The organism is Streptomyces sp. NPDC050704 (assembly GCF_040654355.1).
In the GTDB taxonomy this organism is placed as follows: domain Bacteria; phylum Actinomycetota; class Actinomycetes; order Streptomycetales; family Streptomycetaceae; genus Streptomyces.
Genome location: NZ_JBFAHW010000138.1, coordinates 1 through 26,589 on the forward strand (window position 1 = coordinate 1; position 26,589 = coordinate 26,589).

General features: G+C 71.2%; 23 protein-coding genes and 2 pseudogenes. 8 read left to right on the plus strand and 17 right to left on the minus strand.

Going from position 1 to position 26,589, the window contains the following annotated elements; all coding sequences use genetic code 11:
- Nucleotides 1-105: 105 nt before the first annotated feature.
- The 5 genes from AB0I18_RS44890 to leuA form a co-directional block, all read right to left on the minus strand.
- The gene (locus tag AB0I18_RS44890; protein WP_363111574.1) at nt 106-774 is read right to left on the minus strand and encodes a response regulator transcription factor; all 669 of its coding nucleotides are present in this window, start codon (nt 772-774) and stop codon (nt 106-108) included.
- Nucleotides 771-2,012, minus strand: coding sequence for a histidine kinase (locus AB0I18_RS44895; protein WP_363111575.1), 1,242 nt, complete (start codon nt 2,010-2,012; stop codon nt 771-773). The genes AB0I18_RS44890 and AB0I18_RS44895 overlap by 4 nt, the downstream gene beginning before the upstream one ends.
- 78 nt (nt 2,013-2,090) lie before the next feature.
- Nucleotides 2,091-4,205, minus strand: a complete 2,115-nt coding sequence (locus tag AB0I18_RS44900; protein WP_363111576.1) for an MMPL family transporter — start codon at nt 4,203-4,205, stop codon at nt 2,091-2,093.
- Between the two features lie 270 nt (nt 4,206-4,475).
- The gene (locus AB0I18_RS44905; RefSeq protein ID WP_363111577.1) at nt 4,476-5,186 is read right to left on the minus strand and encodes a TerB family tellurite resistance protein; all 711 of its coding nucleotides are present in this window, start codon (nt 5,184-5,186) and stop codon (nt 4,476-4,478) included.
- A gap of 173 nt (nt 5,187-5,359) precedes the next feature.
- The gene (gene leuA, locus AB0I18_RS44910; RefSeq protein WP_363111578.1) at nt 5,360-7,081 is read right to left on the minus strand and encodes a 2-isopropylmalate synthase; all 1,722 of its coding nucleotides are present in this window, start codon (nt 7,079-7,081) and stop codon (nt 5,360-5,362) included.
- Between the two features lie 388 nt (nt 7,082-7,469).
- Here leuA and AB0I18_RS44915 point away from each other — a divergent pair, with 388 nt between their 5' ends.
- The 5 genes from AB0I18_RS44915 (at nt 7,470) to AB0I18_RS44935 (ending at nt 10,938) form a co-directional block, all read left to right on the plus strand.
- Entirely contained in the window at nt 7,470-8,540 is a 1,071-nt protein-coding gene (locus AB0I18_RS44915) for a M4 family metallopeptidase (RefSeq protein WP_363111579.1), read from the plus strand.
- Between the two features lie 76 nt (nt 8,541-8,616).
- Nucleotides 8,617-8,883, plus strand: coding sequence for a protealysin inhibitor emfourin (locus tag AB0I18_RS44920; RefSeq protein ID WP_363111580.1), 267 nt, complete (start codon nt 8,617-8,619; stop codon nt 8,881-8,883).
- Between the two features lie 46 nt (nt 8,884-8,929).
- A complete protein-coding gene (locus tag AB0I18_RS44925; protein WP_363111581.1) occupies nt 8,930-10,264 on the plus strand; it encodes a GH1 family beta-glucosidase in 1,335 nt (444 codons plus the stop codon).
- Between the two features lie 39 nt (nt 10,265-10,303).
- A complete protein-coding gene (locus tag AB0I18_RS44930) occupies nt 10,304-10,543 on the plus strand; it encodes a type II toxin-antitoxin system CcdA family antitoxin (protein WP_363111582.1) in 240 nt (79 codons plus the stop codon).
- Nucleotides 10,540-10,938 (plus strand): PIN domain-containing protein, encoded by a 399-nt coding sequence (locus AB0I18_RS44935; protein WP_363111583.1) that lies wholly within the window; start codon nt 10,540-10,542, stop codon nt 10,936-10,938. Before AB0I18_RS44930 ends, AB0I18_RS44935 begins: the two co-directional genes overlap by 4 nt.
- Before the next feature lie 30 nt (nt 10,939-10,968).
- Here the strand turns inward: AB0I18_RS44935 and AB0I18_RS44940 are convergent, their stop codons facing one another.
- Nucleotides 10,969-11,130: a hypothetical protein gene (locus tag AB0I18_RS44940; RefSeq protein ID WP_363111596.1), complete on the minus strand. Its 162-nt coding sequence runs from the start codon at nt 11,128-11,130 to the stop codon at nt 10,969-10,971.
- On the opposite strand from AB0I18_RS44940, the pseudogene AB0I18_RS44945 reads away from it, so the two are divergent.
- Nucleotides 11,092-11,187, plus strand: a pseudogene (locus tag AB0I18_RS44945) (transcriptional regulator); the annotation flags it as partial. The gene AB0I18_RS44940 and the pseudogene AB0I18_RS44945 overlap by 39 nt on opposite strands.
- 5 nt (nt 11,188-11,192) lie before the next feature.
- Here the strand turns inward: AB0I18_RS44945 and era are convergent.
- A complete protein-coding gene (gene era, locus AB0I18_RS44950; RefSeq protein ID WP_363111584.1) occupies nt 11,193-12,152 on the minus strand; it encodes a GTPase Era in 960 nt (319 codons plus the stop codon).
- A gap of 217 nt (nt 12,153-12,369) precedes the next feature.
- Between era and AB0I18_RS44955 the strand changes: the two genes are divergently transcribed.
- Complete coding sequence (locus tag AB0I18_RS44955; RefSeq protein WP_363111585.1) at nt 12,370-12,708, plus strand: P-II family nitrogen regulator; 339 nt, start codon at nt 12,370-12,372, stop codon at nt 12,706-12,708.
- A 106-nt stretch (nt 12,709-12,814) separates the two neighbouring features.
- Here AB0I18_RS44955 and AB0I18_RS44960 read toward each other — a convergent pair whose 3' ends face one another.
- The 3 genes from AB0I18_RS44960 to AB0I18_RS44970 all read right to left on the minus strand — a co-directional run bounded on the left by AB0I18_RS44960 (nt 12,815) and on the right by AB0I18_RS44970 (nt 14,832).
- Complete coding sequence (locus AB0I18_RS44960; RefSeq protein WP_363111586.1) at nt 12,815-13,291, minus strand: hypothetical protein; 477 nt, start codon at nt 13,289-13,291, stop codon at nt 12,815-12,817.
- Between the two features lie 222 nt (nt 13,292-13,513).
- On the minus strand, nt 13,514-13,867 hold the full coding sequence (locus AB0I18_RS44965) for a cytidine deaminase (protein ID WP_363111587.1): 354 nt from the start codon (nt 13,865-13,867) through the stop codon (nt 13,514-13,516).
- Between the two features lie 89 nt (nt 13,868-13,956).
- Nucleotides 13,957-14,832, minus strand: a complete 876-nt coding sequence (locus AB0I18_RS44970; RefSeq protein WP_363111588.1) for a helix-turn-helix transcriptional regulator — start codon at nt 14,830-14,832, stop codon at nt 13,957-13,959.
- Between the two features lie 90 nt (nt 14,833-14,922).
- Here AB0I18_RS44970 and AB0I18_RS44975 point away from each other — a divergent pair, with 90 nt between their 5' ends.
- Nucleotides 14,923-16,458, plus strand: coding sequence for an MFS transporter (locus AB0I18_RS44975; RefSeq protein WP_363111589.1), 1,536 nt, complete (start codon nt 14,923-14,925; stop codon nt 16,456-16,458).
- A 15-nt stretch (nt 16,459-16,473) separates the two neighbouring features.
- Here the strand turns inward: AB0I18_RS44975 and AB0I18_RS44980 are convergent, their stop codons facing one another.
- From AB0I18_RS44980 to AB0I18_RS45010, 7 genes and pseudogenes are all read right to left on the minus strand, one after another.
- Nucleotides 16,474-21,084: a cation-translocating P-type ATPase gene (locus tag AB0I18_RS44980; protein ID WP_363111590.1), complete on the minus strand. Its 4,611-nt coding sequence runs from the start codon at nt 21,082-21,084 to the stop codon at nt 16,474-16,476.
- Between the two features lie 416 nt (nt 21,085-21,500).
- A pseudogene (locus AB0I18_RS44985) lies at nt 21,501-21,761 on the minus strand (hypothetical protein); the annotation flags it as partial.
- 93 nt (nt 21,762-21,854) lie between these two features.
- Nucleotides 21,855-22,214: an MmcQ/YjbR family DNA-binding protein gene (locus tag AB0I18_RS44990; protein WP_363111591.1), complete on the minus strand. Its 360-nt coding sequence runs from the start codon at nt 22,212-22,214 to the stop codon at nt 21,855-21,857.
- A complete protein-coding gene (locus AB0I18_RS44995; protein ID WP_363111592.1) occupies nt 22,211-23,581 on the minus strand; it encodes a hemolysin family protein in 1,371 nt (456 codons plus the stop codon). The genes AB0I18_RS44990 and AB0I18_RS44995 overlap by 4 nt, the downstream gene beginning before the upstream one ends.
- On the minus strand, nt 23,578-24,075 hold the full coding sequence (gene ybeY / locus AB0I18_RS45000; protein WP_363111593.1) for an rRNA maturation RNase YbeY: 498 nt from the start codon (nt 24,073-24,075) through the stop codon (nt 23,578-23,580). The genes AB0I18_RS44995 and ybeY overlap by 4 nt, the downstream gene beginning before the upstream one ends.
- Nucleotides 24,076-24,087: 12 nt before the next feature.
- Nucleotides 24,088-25,146, minus strand: coding sequence for a PhoH family protein (locus AB0I18_RS45005; protein WP_363111594.1), 1,059 nt, complete (start codon nt 25,144-25,146; stop codon nt 24,088-24,090).
- A gap of 117 nt (nt 25,147-25,263) precedes the next feature.
- The gene (locus tag AB0I18_RS45010; RefSeq protein WP_363111595.1) at nt 25,264-26,373 is read right to left on the minus strand and encodes a PfkB family carbohydrate kinase; all 1,110 of its coding nucleotides are present in this window, start codon (nt 26,371-26,373) and stop codon (nt 25,264-25,266) included.
- Nucleotides 26,374-26,589 lie beyond the last annotated feature (216 nt).

A 26,589-nucleotide genomic window follows, 5' to 3' on the forward strand; every position in this document is an offset into this window, starting at 1 on the left:
CACCCGCACCCAACACCACAACCCCACGGGGTCTGGGGCGGAGCCCCAGGGGATGGGACGGGTAGGGGCGGCGGGGGCGAAAGAAAGCCCGGTCACCGGAACCCCTCACACCGCCCCAGGAATCACCAACCCCGACTCGTACGCCACGATCACCAGCTGCGCCCGGTCCCGCGCCCCCAACTTGCCCATGATCCGGCTGACATGGGTCTTCGCGGTGAGCGGGCTCAGCCCCAACGCATCGGCGATCTCCGTGTTGTTGAGCCCGCGCGCGACCAGCGCGAGCACCTGCCGCTCCCGCTCGGACAACCCGTCGGGCCCGCCCGCCGGCGACGCCACGGCCTGCGGCGCACGCAGAAAGCGGGCGATGAGCCGCGAGGTGGGCCCGGGCGAGAGGAGCGACTCCCCCGCGGCCACGGTACGGATGGCGTCGAGGAGTTCGGCGGGCCTGATGTCCTTGACGAGGAAGCCGGACGCCCCGGCCCGCAGCGCCTCGACGATGTGCTCGTCGGTGTCGTACGTCGTCAGGACCAGCACCTTCACCCCCGCGAGGTCATCGTCGGCGGCGATGAGCCGGGTCGCCTCGATCCCGTCCAGGTCGGGCATGCGGACGTCCATGACGACGAGATCGGCCCGCGCGGACCGGGCCAGCTCCACGGCCTCCCGTCCGGTGCCCGCCTCGGCGACGACCTCCATGTCCCCGGCCGACGCGACGAGCATCGCGAAGGAGGCCCGGACGAGGGTCTGGTCGTCGGCGAGCAGCACGCGGATCGTCATCGGGCGTCCTCCTTCGACAGCGGCAACGGCAGCGGCAGAACGGCACTCACCTCGAAGCCCCCGACGGGGCCCGGTCCGGCGTCCAGTGTGCCGCCCACCGTACGGGCCCGCTCACGCATCCCGACGAGCCCGAACCCGGGCGGGCCGTCGGAGGCGGACGCTCCCGCCCCGTCGTCCGTGACGCTCACCCGCAGGGCGCCGTCCTCGGTCCGCAGACCCACCCGGACCGTGAGATCGTCGCGGCCCCCATGACGTACGGCATTGGTGAGCGCCTCCTGCACGATCCGGTAGGCGGCGGCCCCCACGGAGGGCGGTACGCCGTCCGTGCGCACGGACAGTTCCACCTTGGCCCCGGTGACCCGGGCCGACTCGACGAGGTCGGTCAGCCCGTCGAGCCCGGGCAGAGGGCCACGACAGCCTTTGGAACCGGCCGCGACCCCGACGTCCACGTCATGCGTCCTCAGCACCTCCAGCGTCGTCCGCAACTCCCCTCGAGCCGTCCGGCACGTGTCCGCGATGTCGTCCAACGCCTGGGCGACGGCCGTGCGGTCGAGCCGTTCCGGGTCGGCGGCCAGCACGTGCGCGGCCACTGACGTCTGCACGCCGATCAGCGTGATGCTGTGCGCGAGCAGGTCATGCAGGTCCCGGGCGACCCGCAGCCGCTCCTCGGCGACCCGGCGCCGGGCCTCCTCCTCGCGGGTGCGTTCGGCGCGCTCGGCGCGTTCCAGGGCGGAGGCGAGGTACTGGCGGTGGACTCGGATGTAGCCGCCGAAGAGCAGTACGGAGATGAGCCAGCCGGTGATGCGGATGATCTCGGCGAGGCCGTCCGGATTGGTCACCGCGTTGACGGTGAGGGTCATGCCGATGAGGACGGTCCCGATGAACAGGGTGCGGCGGGCGCTGCCCGCGACGGCGACGGTGTAGAGCGCGAGCAGGGTCGCCGGGACGGGGGCGCTGTGGGTGTAGTCGATCGCGTGGTACGGGGCGACGCAGGCCACCACGACCAGCATCACGGTCACGGGGTAACGCCGGCGCCAGATCAGCGCGACGTGCGCGCCCAGCAGCAGCAGCCACGCGAGGAGGCCGGGCTCGCGCCCGTCCTTGATGAAGAGGGCCATCACCGTGGTGAGGGCGGCAAGCGCGGCGACCAGGTGCGCGTCGTTGCGCAGGGAGGGGACCGCCGGAGGGTGGTTGACGGCGGTCAGGGCCCGCTCGATGAGGGATTGGGGACGCGGCACTGCTCCATCTTCCGTCAGGCGGGCGCCCCTCCGGCAGAGGGAGGGACGCCCGGATGTCTCTGCGGGACTGCGGTGTCTCTACGGGACTGCGGCGGGTTCCGGCTGCCGTGGCGGCTCCTGCCTGTCCGACCCCGACCCCTGCTCCGCCGCCGGGTCCGGTTCGCGCGAGAGCTTCCCCGGCCACCACACCTTCCGCCGCAGCGCGACACTGGCACTGGTCACCAGGTACGTCCGTACGAGGAAGGTGTCGAGCAGCACTCCGACGGCGATCACGAAGCCGAGCTCGACCAGCTGCACCAGGCCCATGTTCAGCAGCACGGCGAAGGTCGCGGCGAGGACGAGTCCGGCGGAGGCGATGACGCCGCCGGTGGTCCGCAGGGCGGTGAGCGCGGCGGTCACCGGTTCGGCGCCCGCCAGGGATTCCTCCCGCATCCGGTGCATCAGGAAGATGCCGTAGTCGACGCCGAGGGCGACGAGGAACACGAAGGACAGCAGCCCGAGCCCCGGATCGGTCCCCTCGAACCCGAAGACCGGGCCGAAGACCAGCCCTCCGATACCGAGCGCCGCGCCCCACACCGCGACCACGGCGGCCACCAGCAGCAGTGGCGCGACCAGGCTGCGCAACAGCGCGACCAGGATCAGCAGTACGGAGGCCAGGACGAGCGGCACGACGATCTTCATGTCGCTGGAGTTGGTGTCCTTCAGGTCGAGCTGCTCGGCGCTGGGACCACCGATGTAGGAGCCGTCGAGCTGCGAGCGCAGGGACTCGATCGTGGCGGTCTCGCCCGCCGACTGGGGCGCGTCCTTCGCGGCCACGGAGATCTCCGTCCAGCCGTCTCCGCTGCGCCCCTGTTCGACGTTCGCGACACCCTGGTGGTCCCGCAGCGTCGCCAGCGTGGCGTCGGTCCGGTCGCTGGGGGTGATCACGTTGATCGGCTGGGTGCTCTGCTCGGGATATGCGGCGGCGAGCGTCTGCATCGCGACGACCGCGTCGGGCTTGTCGACGAAGGAGTCCTCCTGCTTGACGGTGCCGGGCAGGTTCAGCATGCCGAGGGCGAGGGCGCCGAGCAGGACCACACCGCCGGTGAGGACGGCCAGCGGCCGCCGCCCGGCAGAACTGCCCATCGCGGAAAACAGCGACCTGCGCTCCTTGGGCCGGCTCCCGAACGCGGGTACCAGCGGCCAGAACACCCGGCGGCCGAGCAGCACCAGGAGCGCGGGCAGCAGCGTGAGCATCGCGAGGAGCGCGGACAGCACGCCGACGGTGCCCATCGGACCCATCCCGCGGCTGCTGTTGAGGTCGGCGGCGAGCAGGCACAGCAGTCCCAGGGCGACCGTGCCGGACGAGGCGAGGACGGCGGGGCCGCAGCCGCGCAGGGCGGCCCGCATCGCGTCGTACGGCCGCTCGATGCGCCGCAGTTCCTCCCGGTAGCGGGCGATCAGCAGCAGCGCGTAGTCGGTGCCCGCGCCGAACACGAGGATCGTCATGATGCCCGTGCTCTGGCCGGAGACGCTCGTGTCGAACGCCGAGTGGAGTCCGTACGCGACGCCCATGGAGAGGTAGTTGGCGACGCCCGCGACTGCGAGCGGCACGAGCCACAGCAGCGGGCTGCGGTAGATGATGATCAGCAGGATGGCGACCACGCCGACGGTGGTGTAGAGCAGCGGTCCGTCGAGCGAGTCGTAGACCGCGCCGGCGTCGGTGGCCAGCGCCCCCGGGCCGCCCACCTCGACGCTCAGCCCGTCGCCGCCTTCGGTGACATCGCGTACGTCGTTGACGAACGCGTCCCGGAGTTCCTCGTCGGTCCCGGGCTCGTTGCTGGCGACCGGGTACATCAGGGTGGTCCCGTCCTCGGACGGCACGCCCTTCGGGGTTCCGGTCAGCTGGTGCGCGCCCGCGATCTCGTCGACCTGCTGCTGCGCCGTCGTACGGTCGACCGCGGTGAGCCCGCCGTCCCGGTGGTAGACGAGCACGATCTCGGTCGTCTCACCCCCGGGCAACTGCTCCTGGATCTTGGCCACTTGGGTCGAGTCCGCACTCGCCGGCAGATAGTCCACGGCTCGGTCGGCCTGCACGTCGGACAGCTTGGCCGAGAACGGGCTCATGAAGGCGAGCAGGCCCACCCAGAGCCCGAGCAGCAGCCAGGGCACGGCTCGCCGCCGCGTACGCGTGGTTGTCTTTCCGGGCCCCATGTCGGGGTCCCCCCTCCCTTGAACGGGTGTCTGGACATGACCAGACTCCCGGCGCGGGGCTCGCGAAACGTCGCGCGGGAGGGCGAGTTCGGGGGTACGGCCGGGGGTGGCCGCGGGGGCCGATTACTCCCGCGGGAGTACCGGGCGGGAGTACGGCACACGGCACCGGCGACTCGCGACGAGGCGACCGCGAACCGGGCAACCGGGCAACCGGGCAACCGGGCAACCGGGCAACCGGGCGCCAACGAGGGATCGCCAACGACGGGTCGCCTACGACGGTGTGCGCGCCGCCGCAAGGAGCCGGGTCACGTCGTCCGCGCAGATCGTCAGCGCGGCGCCCACCGTCGTCAGGGTCTCGCGTTCGGCGGGGGTGTAGGGGCCGTCGGCGAGGGCGATGCGGGCGCCCTGGAGGAGGATGGCCTCGCGGCCGGTGGGGGCGAGGTGCGGGGCCAGCGGGTCCAGCGCCTCGTGGAGCTCTATGGCGAGGCCGGGCCCGCAGGGTTCGCCGATCAGGCGGCCGGTGTCGGCGGCCAGGGCCTCGACGAGGGCGGCGAGCTGGTCCTCGGTGCAGTCGTCGAAGCCCGCCGACCGGACGGCGTGCGCGGCGGTCTCCAGGGACGTACGGGCGCAGCTGCCGCCCGCGGCGAGGACGGCGAGGGCGACGGTGTGCACGGCGTCGCGGAGCATCGCGGCGAAGCGGGTCGTGGTCGGGTGGTCGAGGACGTCCGCGCTGTACCGGTGGCGGCAGGCGGCGCACTCGACGACGGGGCCCGTCTCGCCGCGCGGGAGGACCGGGACGCCAAGGCAGATGAAGCGCCGGCGGCCGGTGAGGCGCTGGTAGTTCCGGTCGCCTCCGCAGCCGGGGCAGAAGAACTCGCCGTCGCCGACGGTGGTCCACGCGGTACGGGTGCCGAGGATGCGCGAAACGCCCATTCCGCCGACACGGACAGACCGGCCGTTTCGTCCCCGCCTTGGCAGCACGTCGCACCTCCGTAACCCCACGGCAACATCGCCGCGTTGGCGTGATGTTAGCCACATTGTTGATGCGGAGTCAGTACCCAGGGCTGGACCGCTCTGTGACATGGCCGGATAAGCGCCGCGGTCCCGCCCGCCGGTGTGGCGGACGGGACCGGAGTTGACGCAGGTGAACGGCCTTATCGTGTCGCGCGGTTGACGGCGGAGACGACTGCCTTCAGCGACGCACGTGTCGTATTCGCGTCGATGCCGATGCCCCACAGGACCTTGTCACCGATCGCGCACTCGATGTACGAGGCGGCCTGCGCGGACGCGCCCTCGCTCATCGTGTGCTCCTGGTAGTCCAGCAGCCGGGCGTCGATGCCGATGCCCTGCAGCGCGTGGAAGAACGCGGAGATCGGGCCGTTGCCGGTGCCGACCAGAACGGTCTCGGCGCCGTCCACCTCGGCCTCGACGGTGAGCGTGTCGATGCCGTCGCGGTCGGTGGTGCTCTGGCCCTCCTTGACCTGGATACGGCCCCAGGGGTTCTGCGGGTTGGGCAGGTACTCGTCCTGGAAGACCGCCCAGATGTCCTTCGGCGTGACCTCGCCGCCCTCGGCGTCCGTCTTCGCCTGGATGATCTTCGAGAACTCGATCTGCATCCGGCGCGGCAGGTCCAGCTTGTGGTCGTTCTTCAGGACGTACGCGATACCGCCCTTGCCGGACTGCGAGTTGACGCGGATGACGGCCTCGTAGGAGCGGCCGACGTCCTTCGGGTCGATCGGCAGGTACGGGACGGCCCACTCGATGTCGTCGACCGTGACGCCCTTCGCGGCCGCGTCGGCCTCCATGGCGTCGAAGCCCTTCTTGATGGCGTCCTGGTGGGAGCCGGAGAAGGAGGTGTAGACGAGGTCGCCGACGTACGGGTGGCGGGCGTGGACGCCCATCTGGTTGCAGTACTCGGCGGTGCGGCGGACCTCGTCGATGTTCGAGAAGTCGATCTGCGGGTCGACGCCCTGCGAGAAGAGGTTCATACCCAGGGTGACCAGGTCGACGTTGCCGGTGCGCTCGCCCTGCCCGAACAGGCAGCCCTCGATGCGGTCGGCGCCGGCCATCAGCGCCAGCTCGGCCGCCGCGACGGCCGTACCGCGGTCGTTGTGGGGGTGGACGGACAGGCAGACGTACTCGCGGCGGGACAGGTTGCGGGACATCCACTCGAAGCGGTCCGCGTGCGTGGAGGGGGTCGAACGCTCCACGGTGGCGGGCAGGTTGAGGATGATCTCGCGGTCCGGGCCGGGCTGCCAGACGTCCATGACGGCCTCGCAGACCTCCAGGGCGAAGTCCAGCTCGGTGTCGGTGAAGATCTCGGGGCTGTACTGGTAGCCGAAGGTGGTCCGCTCGTCGAGCAGCTTCTCGGCGTACTCCACCACCAGCCGCGTACCGTCCACGGCGATCTGCTTGATCTGGTCCTTGGAGCCGCGGAAGACGACCCGGCGGAAGACGGGGGCGGTGGCGTTGTACAGGTGCACGGTGGCGCGCTTGGCGCCGACCAGGGACTCCACGGTCCGCTCGATCAGGTCCTCGCGGGCCTGGGTCAGTACGGAGATCGTGACGTCGTCGGGGATCGCGCCCTCTTCCTCGATGATCGAGCGCACGAAGTCGAAGTCGGTCTGCCCTGAGGCCGGGAAGCCGACCTCGATCTCCTTGTAGCCCATCTTCACCAGCAGGTCGAACATCTCGCGCTTGCGGGCGGGCGACATGGGGTCGATCAGGGCCTGGTTGCCGTCACGCAGGTCGGTGGAGAGCCAGCGGGGGGCGACGGTGATCCGGTTGTCCGGCCACGTGCGGTCGGCGATGTCGACCTGCTCGTACGGGCGGTACTTGTGGATCGGCATGGAGGTGGACTGCTGGCGGTTCGCCATGATGCGTGGGCTCCTCGAAGGTGTCCGGAAGGACGGCCGACGGCGCAACGCCAGACTCCGCGGGGAGGGGGTCGGCCTCGACTTACAGGCCCTCGCCGCGGCAGCTAAGGAGGAGCAGCCCGAAACGCATGATGCTCCGCATGCTAGCCCAGTCACACTCCGTACGGGGGCTCGTATCAGTATGCGGGACGCCCGGGGAATACGACACAAAAGGTGCACAGGGTCACACAGGTGCGCCCCTCAGGGGCGCGGGGAACTGCGCGACCAGCCACAACGCCCCCGCACCCGTAACACAACCCCACACCCCCTCGACCCACTTATCCCCTCATTTCACCAATCATGGTTGCCCCTAGTGACAGCCAAGTCACACAGTGCAAAGGTGCCGGGCATGACGACCAACGGGGGCTACGAGCCCGTCTTCTGCACCATCATTCCGCCCCACGTCCTCGACACCATGGCCCAGGCCGAGGACCCCGCGCTCGCCGGCAAGGCACGCCGCACACTGGAGCACGACGCCTTCGAGCGCACCCACCGCCGCCTGACCACAGTCCTCGGCGCACAAGCCCTCGCCCCGCCGAAGGCCACCGCCGAGGACAAGCCGAACCGCACGATCCACGACGCCAGGCACAAGCAGGAGCTGCCCGGCAGGAAGGTCCGCGGCGAGGGCGACAAGCCCGGCAAGGACGCCACGGTCAACCGCGCGTACGCCGGTCTCGGCGCGACCTTCGAGCTGTTCCTGAAGGCGTACCGGCGCAACTCGATCAACGGCGAGGGCCTGCCGCTGAACGCGACCGTGCACTTCGGCGAGGACTACAACAACGCCTTCTGGAACGGCGAGCAGATGGTGTTCGGCGACGGTGACGGCGAGATCTTCCTCGACTTCACGATCCCGGTCGACGTCATCGGCCACGAACTCGCCCACGGCGTCACGCAGTACACGGCGAACCTCACCTACTTCGGCCAGCCGGGCGCGCTCAACGAGCACTTCTCGGACGTCTTCGGCTCGCTCATCAAGCAGTACACGCTCGGCCAGACCGCCGCGGAGGCCGACTGGCTGATCGGCGCGGGCCTGCTCGCCCCGCGCGTCACCGGCAAGGCGCTGCGTTCCATGAAGGAGCCGGGCACGGCGTACGACGACGACGTACTCGGCAAGGACCCGCAGCCCGCGACGATGGACGACTACGTCCGCACGGGCCGCGACAACGGCGGCGTCCACATCAACTCCGGCATCCCCAACCACGCCTTCTACCTCGTCGCGAGCGCACTCGGCGGACACGCCTGGGAGCGCGCGGGCCGGATCTGGTACGACGTGCTGACCGGCGGCGAACTGGGCACCCAGGCCAGCTTCACGGACTTCGCGACGCTGACCGTGGCGAAGGCGCGCGCCTCGTACGGCGAGGGCGAGGAGCTGCAGGCGGTCACGAAGGGCTGGGAGCAGGTCGGGGTACGGACCCTTTGAAATCGGGTTCCGGCCCTCCGAAGGGATCGGACCCCACGAAGTGGCCCGGGCCCCCCTTTCGTACTAGACAGGAACCATGCGTATTCAGGTGAGGCGCACGGGTGGATTCGCGGGCATCGAGCGGCACGCCGAGGTGGAGACCTCGGGGCGAGCCGACGCCCAGGAGTGGCAGGCCCTGGCCGAGCGGGCGATCGCGGCCGGCCGGGGCACGCCCCCCATCGGGGTTCCGGACGGCTTCAGCTACCAGATCACGGTGGACGGGAAGACGGTGTACTGCGCGGATCCCCGCTTGACGGAGGAGCAGCGGAAGCTGATCACGTGGGTGCTGAAGGAAGGGGCTTAACTCGTATTTCACGCCTGGGCGTTGACTTCCGTTACCGACGGTACGGATGATCGCGCGCATGGCGATGACGACGCAGGCGACGAACAACCCGATACCCCGGTTCCCGGACGGCTTCCTGTGGGGCGTCTCGACCTCGGCCCACCAGATCGAGGGAGCCGTGGACCGGCGCGAGCCCTCCGTGTGGGACACCTTCACGGCCGAGCCGGGCCGGGTGAAGGACGGCTCGACCGCGGCGGTGGCCTGCGACCACTACCACCGCTACCCGGAGGACGTGGCACTCCTGCGCGACCTGGGCGTGGACGCGTACCGCTTCTCGGTCTCGTGGCCGCGGGTGAACTCCCCCGGCGGCCTCGATTTCTACGACCGCCTGGTCGACGAGCTGTGCACGGCGGGCGTACGTCCCGTGCCGACCCTCTTCCACTGGGATCTGCCGGCGTCGCTGGACTGGATGGACCGGGACACGGCGGAGCGGTTCGCCGAGTACGTGGCCGTGGTGGCCGACCGCCTCGGCGACCGCGTCACCAAGTGGATCACCCTCAACGAGCCCGCGGAACACACCCTGTTCGGCCACGCCCTCGGCGCCCACGCGCCGGGCAGGCAGCTCCTCTTCGACGCGCTGCCGGTCGCCCACCACCAGCTCCTCGCCCACGGTCTGGCCGTACGGGCCCTGCGCGCGGCCGGGGCCACGGACATCGGCATCGCCAACTCGCACGGCCCGGTCTGGCCCGCGTCCCAGGAGCCCGTGGATCTGGAGGCGGCAGGCTTCTACGACGTCCTCCTCAACCGGCTGTTCGCGGACCCGGTGCTGCTGGGGCAGTACCCGGAGGGCCTCGGCGAGTTGATGCCCGGTGATGTGGAATCCGACCTCAAGGTCATCGCGGAGCCACTGGACTGGTACGGGATCAACTACTACGCGCCGACGCGTGTGGGCGCGCCGCAGGGCGCGGACATCGAGTTCGGCGGCCTGACCATGCCCGCCGAACTCCCCTTCTCGGTAAGGGAGATCGAGGGCTACCCGGTCACGGACTTCGGCTGGCCGGTGGCCCCGGAGGCGCTGACCGAGGTGCTGGAGACCTTCCACGACCGGTACGGAGACCGGCTCCCGCCCGTCGTCATCACCGAGAACGGCTGCTCGTACGAGGGCCTCGACGACCAGGAGCGGATCTCGTTCCTGGACGGCCATATCCGGGCCCTGCACCGGGCGTTGGAGGCCGGCGTCGACGTACGCGGCTACTTCGTGTGGTCCCTGCTGGACAACTTCGAGTGGGCCGAGGGCTACGCACGACGGTTCGGCCTGGTGCACGTGGACTTCGACACGCTGAAGCGCACACCGAAGGCTTCGTACGGGTGGTTGCGGGAGGCGTTGCGGGCGCAGAGGTGACGGCGGGCATGGGGGGCCATATTGCAGCATGGTCCCCTTATGGCCACCAAGAAAATCACCATCACGTTGCCGGAGGAGCTCGTTGAGGCGGCACGGGGCTTCACGGACAACCTGTCCGGATATGCGGCAGAGGCGTTGGCTCGCAAGATCCGCAACGAACTGCTTGCCGAGGAGCTGCGCCGTTACCAGGACGAGCACGGCGCGTTTACCGAAGAAGAGCGGGCAGAAGCCGATGCTCTCCTGCACGCCACAGAAGAGACCAAGGACCTTGCCGCGTGACCGTCCTCGCCAGTCTCGTCCTCGACTCCGAGGGGCTGTCCGCGTGGATCGCGCAGGACCGCAAAGTCTCCATGGCCATGGATTCGGCCCAGCGCAAGGAGACCGACCTGGTCATCAGCGCCAACACGATCATTGAGGTCGCCCACGCGGGTACGAACATGGCGCGGCTGGCATGGTTGCTGTCCCGTATCAAGGTCGAACCCGTCACCGAGCAGTCCGCCAAGGCCGCGGCGAAGCTCCTGAAGGACGCCGGCGTGCACGGCCGCAAGTACGCCATCGACGCCACTGTCGCCGAAGCGGCCCTGCGCCAGCCCGGCCCCGTAGCGATCCTGACCTCGGACACGGCCGACATGCGGAAGCTCTGCGGTCAGCGAGTCAGGGTCATCCCTCTCTGACCTCCCTGGCCGCGATTCACCGACCGTGATTCAGGTGACCCCGCGTCCCAGGCCGTCCACACCGACGGATACAGCGGGGGCCTCGTCGGAGATGTTGTAGAGGCGGCCGTCCCCACCGGGGGCGTGCGGGAGCCGCAGCAGGCCCTGGGCGACACGGCACGACCCGGTACCGAGTCGTACGAGCGGCTCCAACTCCTGCGGGTGGTGGGCCTGCAGGACATGTCACCCAGCCAGGCCCGACCCACGTAGGGCTGCTAGAACCCCAGCTTGCGCAGCTGCCGGGGGTCCCGCTGCCAGTCCTTCGCCACCTTCACATGCAGGTCCAGGAAGACCGGCGTACCGAGCAGCGCCTCGATCTGCTTGCGCGACTTGATGCCGACCTCCTTCAACCGCTTGCCCTTGGGGCCGATGATGATGCCCTTCTGGCTGGGCCGCTCGATGTAGACGAAGGCGTGGATGTCGAGGAGGGGCTTGTCGGCGGGCCGGTCCTCGCGGGGAAGCATCTCCTCGACGACGACGGCGATGGAGTGGGGCAGCTCGTCCCGTACGCCTTCGAGCGCGGCCTCGCGGATGAGCTCGGCGACCATGACCTGCTCGGGCTCGTCCGTGAGGTCACCCTCCGGGTAGAGCGCGGGCCCCTCCGGCAGCAGCGGTACGAGCAGATCGGCGAGCAGATCCACCTGCTTGTCCGCGACCGCGGACACCGGCACGATCTCGGCCCACTCGAACCCGAGCTCCTTGCCGAGCTGGTCGATGGCGATGAGCTGCTCGGCGAGCGTCTTGCTGTCGACCAGGTCGGTCTTCGTGACAATCGCGATCTTCGGCGTCTTCTTGATGGACGCCAGTTCCTTCGCGATGAAACGGTCACCGGGACCGAGCTTCTCGTTCGCCGGCAGACAGAAGCCGATGACGTCGACCTCTGCCCAGGTGGTGCGTACGACGTCGTTGAGCCGCTGGCCGAGCAGTGTGCGCGGCTTGTGGAGTCCCGGGGTGTCCACCAGGATCAGCTGGGCGTCGGGCCGGTGCACGATGCCGCGCACCGTGTGCCGCGTCGTCTGCGGCTGGTTCGCGGTGATCGCCACCTTCTGGCCGACCAGAGCGTTCGTGAGGGTGGACTTGCCCGCGTTGGGGCGGCCCACGAAGCAGGCGAAGCCGGCGCGGTGGGTGGCCTCGGACGGCTCGGATGACGGGGTACGAACGCTCATGCCGCCCATTCTCCCTGATCCACGGAGCCCCGCCGCACGCCAAGCCCTTCCAGGGCCCTTTCACGGCAGGCGGCGAGCTTCCGAAACCCGCACGCACGCGCCGCACCGCCGGGACCTTACGGTGCCCGCCGGGACCGCTTACGATCACGGGGTCCTGGGCCGCGGCGCCCCGGTCTCGTCGCCCGTCGTCCCACGTCCCCACCGCCCGGAAGGTCAAGGCCCAGGCATGAAACTCATCACCGCGATCGTCAAACCGCACCGCCTCGACGAGGTCAAGACCGCCCTCCAGGAACTCGGCGTGCACGGCCTGACCGTCACGGAGGCCAGTGGATACGGGCGTCAGCGCGGCCACACCGAGGTGTACCGCGGTGCCGAGTACCGGGTCGATCTCGTCCCGAAGGTCCGTATCGAGGTCGTCGTCGACGACGCGGATGCCGACGCCGTCATCGAGGGGATCGTGGCGGCCGCCCGGACGGGGAAGATCGGCGACGGAAAGGTGTGGGCCGTGCCGGTGGAGACGGTGGTGCGGGTCCGCACGGGTGAACGCGGCCCCGACGCGCTCTGAACCACCGGGCCGGGCAGAACCCAGAGCACGCAGAGGACGAAGACCGGCGCCGCCGCGCGCAGGCGGCACCGGTCCCGGGCTTACTCGTGGGGCTGCTGCTCGGCGCTCACTCGAAGACGAACGGACCCGGCGACTGCGGTCCCTGTGCCGTGCACGTCACGGTGATGATCCCGAAGATCACCATGTCCAGGGTGCCGCCGTTCGCCTCCAGGCTGTCGCCGGATGCGACGGTGCCGTTCAGCGGTCCGACGGTGACGCCTTCACCCGCGGCGATCGCGGGGTTCTCGGTGCCCGTGAAGGTGGTGGTGCCGCCGCTCGCCTTCACCATGGTGAGTGTGGACGCGATCGAGTCCTCGCCGAGGGCGACCGGGGCGGTGATCGCGGACGAGGAGACGGTGATGGTGGCGGAGGTGCCGCTCTGGGTGGCGGTGAGGGTGGCTTCACCGCCGCCGTAGGTACCGCAGTCGGCGGTGATCGTGGCGGTCTGGGGGACGACGGCTGCGGCGCCCGGAGCGAGCGCCAGGCCCGCGCCGAGGGTTCCTGCGGCTAACGCCGCGCCGATTCCGATTCGCTTGCGTCTCATTGAGTTCCCTTCCCTTGTACGGGAATTGCCATGTGGGGATGGCCGACGGGATGAATCTGACGGTCCGTCGGGAGAGCTGTCGTCCATTGATGCGCGGGCGGCTCGGGATTGCAAGAGAAGCGGTAGGGGTTCTTCCGGGTTCTTGTTCGGGTGCGGGTGAGTGGGGGCGGCAGCCCCCAGTTTCGGGAAGGGGTGGGGTTGGGGAAAAAGAACGCCCGAACCTCAGCCCGCCGACACCGTCACCCGCACGACCCCGTCCACCCCGGCCAGCAGCACCGGCGTAGCCGCCCCGCCGAGATCCCGCACAGCGGCCAGGTCGCCGTCCGCCAAGGACTCCGCGTCACTCACCACCGCCGCCGCCTCCAACGACTTCGCCCCCGAGGCCACGGCCATGGCCACCGCGGTCCGCAGCGCGCTGAGCTGGAGGGAGGGCAGGGCAACGGTTCCCGCCACATACGTACGGCCGGTTTCGTCGCGCACGGCGGCCCCCTCGGGCACACCGTTGCGGGCCCGGGCGGAACGGGCCAGGGTCACGATCTTGCGGTCCTCGGGATCGAGCGCGGTGCTGTCGGTCATGCCCAGAGCATACGAAGCCGGTCCCGAGCCCCGCGCGGCGGTACGCGGCAGGACGGTACCCGGCCGCACGCGTTTTCCGGCCGTACGCGTTATCCGGCCACCGGATACATCGATCCCCGCCGCCCCTCCGGGGACGCCAGCCACTCCAGCTTCGCCGCGGTGTTCTCCTCCGGCAGCGGCGTGTGAAGCACGATGGTGAGGTCGGGCCGCGCCGGCACCTTCATGGCGGTCGACTCGACGGCCAGCAGCCCGACCAGCGGATGGTCGAGTTCCTTGCGGAGCTGCCCCGGGTACTCGATGTCCCGCCGCTCCCACAGCTCGGTGAACTCGGCGCTGACCGCCTTCAGCCGGGCCAGCACCTCCTGGAACCCCTCGTCGTCGGGGGCGGCGGCGCAGGAGGCACGGAACTGGGCGACGACCATGCCGGCGTTCTGCTCCCAGGTCCGGGACCGGCCACGGTAGAGGGAGTCCGTGAAGAAGTCGATGATGCAGTTCTGGGTGTTCTCGGGACGCATGCCGAGGGCCATTCCGGCGGCGTCGTTGTACATGACGCAGTTGTAGTACGGGTCCATGATGTGCGCCGGATACGGCATCCACGTGTCGATCAGCCGCCGCAGCCCGTCGCACATGTCCCGGTGCTCGGGGGCGACCTCGGGCGCGGGCGGGTTCAGCCCCGCGAGCGCGTACAGATGGCGTCGTTCGGCGTTGCCGAGCCGCAGTACGCGGGCGACCGAGTCGAGGACCTGCGGTGACACGGAGATGTCCCGCCCCTGCTCCAGCCACTGGTACCAGGAAGCGCCGACGCCCGCGAGCACCGCGACCTCCTCGCGGCGCAGGCCGGGGGTGCGCCGCCTGGCCCCGCCGTCCGGGAGGCCCGCCTCGGCCGGGGTGACCCTGGCCCGGCGGCTCATCAGGAACTCGCGCAGTTCACGCAGCCGGTGGGTCTTGAGCACGTCTTCGGCCACGTACGAATCCCCCTTCGGGTGGCTGGTGTTGCGACCACCAGCATAAGTTCCGGCTCCCCACGGTTATTCCGGCCGCCACAAGCTCTTGCCATGCCGACCGACACCACGCCTGACACCACCGAGACCCCACCCGAGGCCAGGACCTCGACCTCGCACAAGACCGATGCCGCCCCGGCCGGTCCCGTACCGACGCCCCCACCCGGCGACACCCGGCTGTCCACCCGCGACAAGCTCGTGCTCTTCGTGCTGTGCGCGGCGCAGTTCATGGTCGCGCTCGACTTCTCCGTGCTGAACGTGGCGCTGCCGGTCCTCGGCCAGGACCTGGGCATGAGCCAGTCCACGCTCCAGTGGGCGGTCACGGCGTTCGCGCTGCCGTCCGGCGGCTTCCTGCTGCTCTTCGGGCGGATGGGCGACCTGTACGGGCGCCGCAGGCTGTTCCTCACCGGCCTCGCCCTCTTCGGCGCGGCCTCGCTGCTTGCGACCTTCGCCTGGGACCCGGCGTCGTTCCTGGCCGGGCGGGCGCTGCAGGGCCTGGGCGCGGCGGCGATCGTGCCGACCGGCATGTCCCTGCTGACCACGACCTTCCCGGAGGGCCCGGCCCGCGACCGCGCCCTCGGCATCAGCGGCACGCTGCTCTCGCTGGGCTTCACCGTCGGCATGGTGGCGGGCGGCACCCTGACCGACACGTTCGGCTGGCGCTCCACGATGGGCCTGCTCACCCTCTTCGCCCTGATCGTGCTGCCACTCGCACCGGCCCTGCTGCCCGAGTCCCTCCCCCACAGCCTTAAGGGCGTGGGAGGTGCCCCCATCCCGGACCGCCCCCGCCTGGACGTGCCGGGCGCAGTGACCGTCACCGGCGGTCTGCTCGCCCTGATCTACGCCCTGTCGACGGCGGCGGAACACGGCTTCGGCAAGGCGGACGTGATCGCGACCCTCGTCGTCGGAGCCGCGCTGCTCGCACTCTTCGGGTACGTCGAGTCCCGTACCGCGCAGCCCCTGGTCTCCCTGCCGATGCTGCGCCGCCGCACGGTGGCGTGGGGCAACCTGGGCGGTCTGGTCACCTTCTCGATGATGTCGACGATCGTCTTCGTCCTGACCCTGTACCTCCAGGAGACCCTGGGTCTCTCCGCCTTCGAGACGGGGCTGGTCTTCGGCGTCCAGGGCGTCTTCTCGGTCGTGGCGGGCATGTACGCCGCGAAGGTCATCGGCCGCTTCGGCGCCCGCCGTACGCTGGTCGGCTCGCTCGCCGGCCAGGGTCTGCTCACCGCCGCGCTGCTCGGCCTGGGCTCAGGCGGCGGTTCCGTCTGGCTCGCCACGGCCGCGGTGTCGCTGGCCAGCATGTGCCATCTGGGCGCGATCATCTCGTACGGCCTGACCGTCACCTCGGGCGTTCCCGACGACGAACAGGGCCTGGCCACAGGCCTGGTGACGTCGACCCAGCAGGTCGGCATCACTATCGGTATCCCGCTCCTTGGCATTCTGGCGACCACGTCCTCGGACCTGCTGTCCGGTGTCCGTACGGTCATCGCCCTGGACGCGGCGATCGTGCTCGGCGCGGCACTGCTGGTGGCGCTGGGGCTGGGCCCGGCGTCAGGCGCGCGGCGGGCGGCACGGGCCCGGTCCTGACGGCGCGGAGATCCATCAGAAGGGCGCTAGCCGCAGAACAGTCTTCTCCAGTGGGGGCAGCGCCCGTTGTCCCGCCACCGCGAGGGCGATCGCCGCGGCGACGCCGGCCCAGGCGACCGGGCCGAGGGGGGTGCAGCCGAAGAGGTGGCTGACGCCCGGGGTCTGGACGAGGGCGACGAGAGCGGCGGCGGAGCCGAAGGACGTGGCGCGGACCAGCGGGCTGTGGCGGCGGTCGGCCAGGGTCTGGGCGAGCTGCGTGCCGACCACCCCGCACAGGGCCATGGTCGTGGAGCGGCGGGCCGTGCCCGGGGTGAACCGGCCGATCAGCCAGGCCGTGGTCGCCCCCAGGCAGGTGGTCAGGGCTCGATGGCGGATCTGGCGGATGAGCGGGGCGCCGAGAAGCATCGTACCGAGGGGCGTGCCGAGGGGCCCGCTGTCCCGGCCCACTTCGCCGTCTTCCCCTTCCTTGCCTTCCTCCTCCTGAGGCGTCACCGCCACCGCCATGGCCGGGAACAGGTCCGTGAACAGGTTCACGAGCAGCATCTGGCGGGTGGAGAGAGGCGCGGCGCCGGACAGCAGCGTGCCGAGGATGCCGAAACCGACCTCGCCCGCGTTGCCGCCGATCAGGATGGCGATGGCGTCGGCGACGCTGTGCCACAGGGCGCGGCCTTCGGTGACCGTCTCGATGAGGACCGTCAGGTCGTCGTCGGTGAGGACGAGGTCGGCCGCGTTGCGTGCGGCCGCCGAGCCGCGGGCGCTGATGCCGACGCCGATGTCGGCGGCCCGGATGGCCGCGGCGTCGTTGGCGCCGTCCCCGACCATCCCGACCACCCGGCCCGCGTCCCGGAGCGCCTCGACGACCTGGAGTTTCTGCTCGGGCGCGACCCGGGCCACGACACCCACGTCACGCAGCATGCCGGCCCGTACCGACCGGTCCGCGGACGTCAGCTCGTCGCCCGTGACCACCGCCGTGTCCTCGGGCCAGCCCAGTTCGGCGGCGATCGCGCGGGCGGTCTGCGGGTGGTCGCCGGTCAGCATGACGGGTCGTACGCCCGCCTCCCGCAGACCGCGTACGAGGGCCGTTGAGGTGTCCCGCGGTACGTCCGCGAGTGCGAGCAGACCGGTGAACTCCAGCTCGTTCAGCGGCTGTTCGAGTACGTCCGGCTCCTTCTCGGTCTCGTCCAGCGGGCGGGCGGCCACCGCCAGGACGCGCAGTCCGTCGCGGGCCAGCGACCGCTCCGCGTCGGACGCCTCGGGCGGGAGGCCGGCGCAGGCCGGTAGGACGGTCTCCGGGGCGCCCTTGACCACGAGCACACGTGCGCCGTCGGGGGTGCGGCCCACGGCGGCGGCGTATCCGCGGGCGGCCTCGAACGGCCGGCCCTCGGTCTGCGCCCAGTCCGGGTCGGCGTCGGCCGCGTCCAGGACGGCCTCGTCGGTGGCGTGCGCCGGCCGCTTGCCGGAGTCGCCGTCCAGTCGGGGACAGGCGCGTGCCGCGACGCGCAGCGTGTCCCCGGACAGCGTGTTCCCGGACGCCGACTCGGCCGGCGTGCGGACCGTGCCGTCGGCGTCGGCGATCCGCACCAGGCGCAGCCGGTTCTCGGTGAGGGTGCCGGTCTTGTCGAAGCAGATGGTGTCCATGCGGCCGAGGGCCTCAAGGGTGCGCGGCGCGCGGACCAGGACGCCGCGCTGACTCAGCCGCCGGGCCGCCGCCAGTTGCGCCACCGTCGCCACGAGTGGCAGTCCTTCGGGGACCGCGGCCACGGCCACCGCCACGCCGCCGCTCACCGCCTCGCGGATCGGCGTGCCGCGCAACAGGGCCAGACCCGTCACCGCCGCCCCGCCCGCCATGGTCAACGGCAGTGCCTTGCGGGTGAGTTCCTGCAGTCTGGCCTGTACTCCCGCGGACGGTGGCTTGCGGGCGGCGAGATGGACGGCTCGGGCCGCCTCGGTGCGGTCTCCTGTGTCCACCACGACGGCCTGGGCCTGCCCGGCCACCACGGTGGTGCCCTCGAAGACCATGCAGCGGCGGTCGGCCACGGCGGCGCGCGGTGTCGGATCCGTCTGCTTGTCCACCGGCAGGGACTCACCGGTGAGCGCGGACTCGTCCACCTCCAGGCCGTCCTCCCAGAGGAGGCGGGCGTCGGCGGGTACGACGTCGTCCGCCTTGAGCTCGATCACGTCGCCCGGGGTGAGCTTGGTGGCGTCCACGGTGTGCGCCTCGGAGGGCGCTTCGGAGGGCGCTTCGGAGGGCGCTTCGGCTTCGGCGTACGTCTTGGAGCGCGCTTCGAAATGCGCTGCTCCGGGATGCGCTGCTCCGGGACGCGCTTCGGAGCGTGCCTCGGGCGGTGCGTCGTCGGAGGCGCCCTCCAGGCCCGCGCTCTCCAGGTCCGCGACGTGCGGTTCCGTGGCGTTCAGGTCCGCGACGTGCAGTTCCGTGACATTCAGGTCCCTGACGTTCAGGTCCCTGACGCGTGCCTTCTGTTTCTGCTCCGCGAGCAGCCCGGACAGCGCCCGCTCGGCCCGCAGCCGCTGTACACCGCCGACCAGCGCGTTCAGGTCGAGGGCGCCGACGACCAGCAGGGCGTCCACGGCGGAGCCCAGGATCGCCGACGCGGCCGAGCCGACCGCCAGGACCGGGGTGAGCGGATCGTCCAGCTCGCCGCGCACGGCCCGGGCGAGCTGCCACGACCAGCGGGCCGGGACCAGGACGGGCAGTCGGCCGACCATGTCAACTGCCTTGCGCGCCTGGGTGGTTGCCTGCTCCAGGGGTGTCGTGTCCGCGCCCTGTTCGCTCACCAGCCGGGCCGCCACGTCCGCCGGTTCCAGCGCGTGCCAGGCCACCCGCGGCCGGGGGTGCGGGGCGCGGGCCACCGCCACACCGAGGGCCGCCCGCACCCCGGTCAGCAGGGCCACCGCCGCGGCCATGTCGACCGGTGCGTGCCGCAGTCCCGGCACCGGCGTACGGTTCCCGCGGCCGGCCTCGCCGACCGCCACGAGCAGCCCGGACAGCGCGGCCCCGGACCGGGCCAGCGTCTGCGACCTGCGGCCGACCCCGCGGGCCGCCGGCACCGCCGTCAGCAGCCGCCACACATCGGCCAGGCCGTGCGGGGCCAGGACGTCCGCACCCCACACCGACGCACCGTCCCCGTCGGTGAGGGCGACGGCCACGTCGCCGCGCAGCAGCCCGGTCAGTACGTCACTGTCGCCGGCCTCGTCTTCGCCCTCGCCCTCGCCGCAGCCGCGGTCGTCACTGTCGTCGGTCGACCGCGGCCGGGCGACCGTCATGACAGTGCCGCCCTGCTCCCGCAGGGCGTCCACCACTTCGCCCAACGGCCGCTCACCGCCCACGACTTGGTCGGCGAGCGTCGTGAAGTCGCTCAGCGCGGGATCGTCCACGACCACCACGCGCAGTCCGGCGAGCCGCGCCGCGTCCAGCACGGTCTCGGCCCACGGGTCCGCTCCCCCGCCCGGAGCGCGCAGGGCGCTCGGATGCAGGACCACCGTGTCGGCCATCTCGATCTGCCGCAGCCGGTCCGTGTCGCGCACCAGCACGCCCGTCCGGGCCAGCGCTCCGCCGAGTACGGCGTTGAAGGCGGCGGGGCCGTACCGCGCGGCCTTGGGCGAGCCCGCGAGCACCGCTTCCGCCGCCTCCGTGCCGTCGTGCTTGACCAGCAGCGCCAACGCCGCGCCCAGGACGCTGCCGGTGGAGGCCGAGGCGGCGTACTCCTGGGCCGGCGAGGTCCGCAGCGGCGGGCGCGGGCACCGACCCGCGGGCACGCTCACCCGCTCCGGGGCACACATCCGGTCGTGGCCCGCGTCGAACGCCGCCGCCCGCGCCACCGTCTCCGCCAACTGGCAGGCGCGCAGCGCCCCGTCGAGCACCAGGGAGGTCGGAGTGCGGCCCGCGCCGTGGGCGAGGGCGTTCACTGCGGCCAGCGCCACATCCATGCGGGAGCGGCCGAGCCGGGCGCGCAGCCAGGCGCGCGAGCGGGGGTTCTCGCGCAGCAGTGTCACCACCGCGGTCACCAGGCGGGGCGACGGCGGCAGGCGCAGGACGTACCCGATCAGCGCCGCCGCGACGCCCGCGCCGTCGGCCGCGAGCGCCACCGCGGCGGTCCGTACGCCCGCCGGGTCGCCCGGATGCGCGAACTCCTCCACCGCCTCGTCGGTCTGCCCGAGCCCGTGCCGCTCCGCGATAGCCGTCGCCTTCTCCACCACCCGGTCGGTGACCGCGTCCTCGCTCGCGGCCACCACCAGCCGGGCCAGCCCGCGATCCCAGTACGCGAACGCCACGTCCGGCCGCTTCGCCAGTGCCTCGGCGACCTTTCGCGCCGCCTTCTCCGTCCCGCCGTGGCGCCGCACCCGGTCCGGCTCGGCGGGCCGCAGCGCGAGATGGGCCCGCCGACCGGACCGCCAGGTGCGGCTGCCGTCAGGCAGCGCGGTACGGGCGACCCGCGCGACCCGTACCGCGGTGTCCGCGCTCCGTACGCCGGCCCGCGCCGTGCCCGCCACGGCCCGGGCGGCCGCGCCGACCGCGGGCGCGGTCCCTCGTGCGAGCAGCCGGGGTCCGGCCGTCGCGAGCCCGGCGGCGGCTGCCGTCGGCCGCGTCAGCAGCCCGAGCACCATGACACGCCCCCTCCTCAGCCGGCGGTACCTGCGGAAGCCTTCCCCTGGGAGGCCCTGCCCGAGGAAGCCTTGCCCGGAGAAGCCTTGCTCTGGGAGGCCCTGCCCGAAGCAGTCTTGCCCGGAGAAGCCTTGCTCTGGGAAGCCTTGCCCGGGGAGTCCTTGCTCTGGGAAGCCTTGCCCGGGGAAGTTCCACTCCGAGATGGCTTGCTCTGGGAGGTCTCGCTCCGGCCGGCGGACGCCTTCTTCTGACCAGCCGCCGTCTTGCTTTGACCAGTGCCAGTGGACGTCTTCTTCCGACCGGCGGATGCCTTCCGCTGCCCGGTGGCCGTCTTGTTGCTTCCGGAGCCCGCGGATTTGTCGGTCTCCCCGACCTCCTCGACCTCGCCGACCACGCCTGCCTCACCGGTCTCCCCGGACCGCGGCTGCGTCAGCCAGGCCACCGCCGCTCCCGTGACCGCGACGGGCCACTCCACGACACCCGCGACACCGAGCACCCCGGCACCCGTGTACACCGCCAACCGCCGACCACGCGGCGACACCGCTCCGACCCTGTCCAGCGTTCCCTCGGCCGCCCTGCTCACCATCCCGGCACCGGGCACCTTCCGCAGCACGGAGGCGGCGACCCTCAGCGGCTCCGGAAGACTCGCCGAACCCGACGACGACCGCTGCTGAGCCATGACTCTCCTCACCTCCCGCGACATCGCCTTTCTCGACATCGTCTGTCTCGCGGCCGGGTTCCCAGGATTCGGGTCGTCATCCCGCCCAGCGGCTCACGGCCGGTCGAGGCGAAGCCGCTCGGCCCTCGGCAGGCCGGCGACGACGAGGTCGTACGAGTCCTCGATGAGTTCCCGGACCAGACGGTCCGGGAGGTCTCCGTCCAGCGTCACCGTGTTCCAGTGCCGCTTGTTCATGTGCCAGCCGGGAATGATCAGCCCCGGGTGGTCCGCGCGGAGGCGGATCGCGTCCTCGGGGTCGCACTTGAGGTTGGCCGTGAGGGGGCGGGAGTCGAGGGCGCTGAGCACGAACATCTTGCCCAGCACCTTGAAGACCGAGGTCTCGGGGCTGAAGGGAAAGTCCTCGACAACGGCGTTGAAGGACAGGCAGAAGGTGCGCAGTTGCTCTGGAGTCACTCCGGTTTCGTCTCCTCCCGCAGGGATTTCGCCGGGCCGCCCTTCCCGCCGGGCTCGACCCGCCCGCCAGGGTCGACCGGCTCGACCTGCTCGCCCGGTACCACCGGCTCCACCAGCACCGTCACGATCTTGTTCCGCCGGCCCGCCGCGGCCTCGGCGGTGAGGCGCAGTTCCCGTTCGTCGGGGAGGGAGACCACGGACGAGGCGCCGGCGATGGGCACCCGGCCCAGCGCCTTGGCCAGCAGCCCGCCCACCGTCTCGACGTCCTCGTCGTCGTACGCCTCGAAGCCGTACAACTCCCCGAGGTCCCCGATGTCGAGGCGTGCGGTCACCCGGTAGCGGTCGTCGCCGAGGTTCTCCACCGGGGGCAGTTCACGGTCGTACTCGTCGGTGATCTCGCCGACGATCTCCTCGAGGATGTCCTCGATGGTGACGATGCCGGCCGTGCCGCCGTACTCGTCGATGACGACGGCGACGTGGTTGCGGTCCTGCTGCATCTCGCGCAGCAGGTCACCGGCGTTCTTGGTGTCCGGGACGAAGGCGGCGGGCCGCATCGCCGTGGACACCAGCTCGCTCTCGGCGTCCCGGCTGATGTGCGTCTTCCTGGCCAGGTCCTTCAGGTACACGATCCCGACGATGTCGTCCTCGCTCTCCCCGGTGACGGGGACGCGCGAGAAACCGGAGCGCAGGGCCAGGGTCAGTGCCTGGCGGATCGTCTTGTAGCGCTCGATGACCACCAGGTCCGTACGCGGGACCATGACCTCACGGACGAGCGTGTCGCCCAGCTCGAAGACGGAGTGCACCATGCGGCGCTCCTCGTCCTCGATGAGCGACTCCTTCTCGGCGAGGTCGACCAGCGCGCGCAGCTCGGCCTCGGAGGCGAAGGGGCCGCGCCGGAAGCCCTTGCCGGGCGTGAGTGCGTTGCCGATGAGGATCAGGAGAGGCGGGATGGGGCCCATGATCCGCGCGAGGGGCAGCAGCACGTACGCCGCTGCCGTCGCGGTGTTCAGCGGGTGCTGGCGGCCGATGGTGCGCGGGGACACCCCGACGGCGACGTACGAGACGAGGACCATCACGCCGATGGCGGTCGCCAGCGCCTCCCAGGTCTCGGGGAACTCCTTGAGGCAGGCGTACGTGACGAGCGCGGCGGCCGCCATCTCGCAGGTGATGCGGACGAGCAGCGCCACGTTCAGATAGCGGGTGGGGTCGGCGGCGACCTGGGCGAGCTTGGCGCTGCCGCGCCGGCCGGACCGTACGGCCTCCTCGGCGCGGAAGCTGGAGACACGTGCGATACCGGCCTCGGCACAGGCGGCGAGCCAGGCGACCACGACCAGGGCGATGGCACCGACGACGAGTTGCGGACTCATGAGACGGTCGGGGCCGGGGAGGGGCCGGTGAGGCCCTTCTCCGCGCGCCAGCCGTCCACGATGGCCGCCTGCAGGCCGAACATCTCGGCCTTCTCGTCCGGCTCCTCGTGGTCGTAGCCGAGCAGGTGCAGCACTCCATGGACGGCGAGGAGCTGGAGTTCCTCGTCCATGGAGTGCTGCGTCTCGGCTTCCTTGCCCTGCTGCTCGGCGACCTCCGGGCAGAGCACGATGTCGCCGAGCAGCCCCTGCGGGGGCTCGTCGTCGTCCTTCGTCGGCGGCCGCAGCTCGTCCATCGGGAAGGACATGACGTCGGTCGGACCCGGAAGGTCCATCCACTGGATGTGCAGCTGCTCCATCGCGGCGGCGTCTACGACGATCACCGAGAGCTCGGAGAGCGGGTGGATGCGCATCCGCGCGAGGGCGTAGCGGGCGATGTCGAGGATCGCCTGCTCGTCGACCTCGGTTCCGGACTCGTTGTTGACGTCGATCGACATGGTCGCGCTGGTCTACTTCCGTTTGTTACGGGCGCCCTTGTGGGTGCCGTTCTCCGTACCGTTCTCGTTGTCGTACTTCTCGTACGCGTCGACGATACGGCCGACCAGCTTGTGCCGTACGACGTCGTGGGACGTGAGCCGCGAGAAGTGGACGTCGTCGAGGCCTTCGAGGATGTCCTGGACCTGGCGCAGACCGGACTTCGTGCCGCTCGGCAGGTCGACCTGGGTGACGTCACCCGTGACGACGACCTTCGAGTCGAAGCCGAGCCTCGTCAGGAACATCTTCATCTGCTCGGCGCTCGTGTTCTGCGCCTCGTCCAGGATGATGAAGGCGTCGTTGAGCGTACGGCCACGCATATAGGCCAGTGGCGCCACCTCGATCGTCCCCGCCGCCATCAGCCGCGGGATCGAGTCCGGGTCGAGCATGTCGTGCAGCGCGTCGTAGAGCGGGCGCAGGTACGGGTCGATCTTCTCGTAGAGGGTGCCGGGCAGGAAGCCGAGCCGCTCCCCCGCCTCCACCGCCGGGCGGGTCAGGATGATGCGGTTGACCTGCTTCGACTGGAGAGCCTGCACGGCCTTCGCCATCGCGAGGTAGGTCTTGCCGGTACCGGCGGGTCCGATGCCGAAGACGATGGTGTGCTTGTCGATGGCGTCGACGTACCGCTTCTGGTTGAGCGTCTTGGGGCGGATCGTGCGGCCGCGCGAGGACAGGATGTTCTGCGTGAGCACCTCGGCCGGGGTCTCCTGGCCGTCGCCCTCCCCGTTCTCGGTGGCTCTGAGCATCGCGATCGAGCGTTCCACGGCGTCCTCCGTCATCGGCTGTCCGGTGCGGAGCACCAGCATCATCTCGTCGAACAGCCGCTGGACGAGGGCCACGTCGGCGGCGTCACCGGCCGCGCTGATCTCATTGCCCCGGACATGGATGTCGGCCGCCGGGAAGGCCTTCTCGATCACACGCAGGAGGGCGTCTCCGGAACCCAGCACGGTCACCATGGGGTGCTTGGCCGGGACGGTGAACTGCGCTCGTGCCTGCCCCTGCGCGGGGGTCTGAGCTGTGGGTGTCTGAGTCATGGGCCGGCTCTGTAGGCCTGCTCATCCTCCTCGGTGAGGCGCGCTTGCCGGAACGGCAGCCTTGTGTCTCCAAGAGTACGACGGGCCACCGACAACGCCGCAGGAGTTTTCGAACGGTCAGGCGGACCTGCGGAACCCGATCGTCGGCACCGCCCGCCGCAGGGGCCACGCCCGGGTCGTCTTCGGAAGCAGCCGCTCCAGGAAGGCGTACCTGCCCAGCGCCGCCGGATCCTGGTCGTCGTGCGACTGGACGCGACGCCACCACGCGGCGATCTCGGACCAGCCGGGGGCGGACAGCGACCCCCCGAACTCCTGGACGGAGAGGGCGGCGGTGAGCCCCGCGAAGGCGAGGCGGTCGGCCAGCGGCCAGCCGGCCAGCGTGCCCGTGACGAACCCGGCGACGAAGACGTCCCCGGCGCCGGTCGGGTCCAGCGCCTCGACCTCGATGGCCGGAACCTCGGCGGTCTCGCCGGTGCGTCTGTCGACGGCGTACGCACCCTCGGCACCCAGAGTGACGACAGCGAGCGGTACGTGCTCGGTGAGCGCGCGGGCGGCGGCCCGGGGGCAGGACGCGCCCGTGTACCTCATCGCCTCCTCGGCGTTCGGCAGGAACGCCTCGCAGTGCGCCAGGTCGGGGAGCCCGGCCAGGTCCCAGCGTCCCGTGTCGTCCCAGCCGACGTCCGCGAAGATCCTGGCCCCCTTGTTCGCGGCCTGGACGACCCACGGCGCGCGCGTGCCGGGTGTCAGCGAGGCGATGGCGGCACGCGCGCGTGGCGGGCAGTCGGGGGCGGGCTCCTCGGGCGGCGGCTCGTGTCCGTGGCTGACCATGGTCCGCTCGCCCTCGTACGCCATCGAGACGGTCACCGGGGAGTGCCAGCCGGGGACGGTGCGTGACGTGGAGAGGTCGATGTGCTCGCCCTGTGCCAGGGCGTCCCAGCAGTACTCCCCGTAGTGGTCGTCGCCGAAGGCCGCCGCCAGGGACGTCTTCAGCCCCAGCCGGGCCAGCGCGGTCGCCATGTTCGCGACGCCGCCCGGGCTCGATCCCATCCCGCGCGCCCAGGACTCCGTCCCGCGCACGGGTGCGGAGTCCAGCCCGGTGAAGATGATGTCGAGGAAGACGGTGCCGGTGAGGTAGACGTCCCAGGGCGGGTCGGCGACACCGCGCAGCCCGGCGAGCGGGTCGACCTGGGCCTGTCGGTACGGCCCTTCTCCGTTGGACGCGGTCACGGTGCGCTCCCATGAGGTGGACGGATTCAAGCCAGTGTGCACCAAACGCTCCGCAGGACGCCGAGAGTCACGCCGGAGCCACGACAGGCTTTCCCTCGCCCCCGCCGCCCCTACCCGTCCCATCCCTGGGGGCTGCCGCCCCCAGACCCCCGCATCGGCCTGAACGGCCTCGTCCTCAAACGCCGGACGGGCTGAGTGGGCCGGGACCAGGCAGGG

Excerpts from the sequence above, each read along its gene's own strand:
- AB0I18_RS44890 (WP_363111574.1), bottom strand. The coding sequence starts at position 774 with ATGACGATCCGCGTGCTGCTCGCCGACGACCAGACCCTCGTCCGGGCC.
- AB0I18_RS44900 (WP_363111576.1), bottom strand. The coding sequence starts at position 4,205 with ATGGGGCCCGGAAAGACAACCACGCGTACGCGGCGGCGAGCCGTGCCC.
- leuA (WP_363111578.1), bottom strand. The coding sequence starts at position 7,081 with ATGGCGAACCGCCAGCAGTCCACCTCCATGCCGATCCACAAGTACCGC.
- AB0I18_RS44915 (WP_363111579.1), top strand. The coding sequence starts at position 7,470 with ATGACGACCAACGGGGGCTACGAGCCCGTCTTCTGCACCATCATTCCG.
- AB0I18_RS44920 (WP_363111580.1), top strand. The coding sequence starts at position 8,617 with ATGCGTATTCAGGTGAGGCGCACGGGTGGATTCGCGGGCATCGAGCGG.
- AB0I18_RS44925 (WP_363111581.1), top strand. The coding sequence starts at position 8,930 with ATGATCGCGCGCATGGCGATGACGACGCAGGCGACGAACAACCCGATA.
- AB0I18_RS44930 (WP_363111582.1), top strand. The coding sequence starts at position 10,304 with ATGGCCACCAAGAAAATCACCATCACGTTGCCGGAGGAGCTCGTTGAG.
- era (WP_363111584.1), bottom strand. The coding sequence starts at position 12,152 with ATGGGCGGCATGAGCGTTCGTACCCCGTCATCCGAGCCGTCCGAGGCC.
- AB0I18_RS44955 (WP_363111585.1), top strand. The coding sequence starts at position 12,370 with ATGAAACTCATCACCGCGATCGTCAAACCGCACCGCCTCGACGAGGTC.
- AB0I18_RS44960 (WP_363111586.1), bottom strand. The coding sequence starts at position 13,291 with ATGAGACGCAAGCGAATCGGAATCGGCGCGGCGTTAGCCGCAGGAACC.
- AB0I18_RS44965 (WP_363111587.1), bottom strand. The coding sequence starts at position 13,867 with ATGACCGACAGCACCGCGCTCGATCCCGAGGACCGCAAGATCGTGACC.
- AB0I18_RS44975 (WP_363111589.1), top strand. The coding sequence starts at position 14,923 with ATGCCGACCGACACCACGCCTGACACCACCGAGACCCCACCCGAGGCC.
- AB0I18_RS44980 (WP_363111590.1), bottom strand. The coding sequence starts at position 21,084 with ATGGTGCTCGGGCTGCTGACGCGGCCGACGGCAGCCGCCGCCGGGCTC.
- AB0I18_RS44995 (WP_363111592.1), bottom strand. The coding sequence starts at position 23,581 with ATGAGTCCGCAACTCGTCGTCGGTGCCATCGCCCTGGTCGTGGTCGCC.
- ybeY (WP_363111593.1), bottom strand. The coding sequence starts at position 24,075 with ATGTCGATCGACGTCAACAACGAGTCCGGAACCGAGGTCGACGAGCAG.
- AB0I18_RS45005 (WP_363111594.1), bottom strand. The coding sequence starts at position 25,146 with ATGACTCAGACACCCACAGCTCAGACCCCCGCGCAGGGGCAGGCACGA.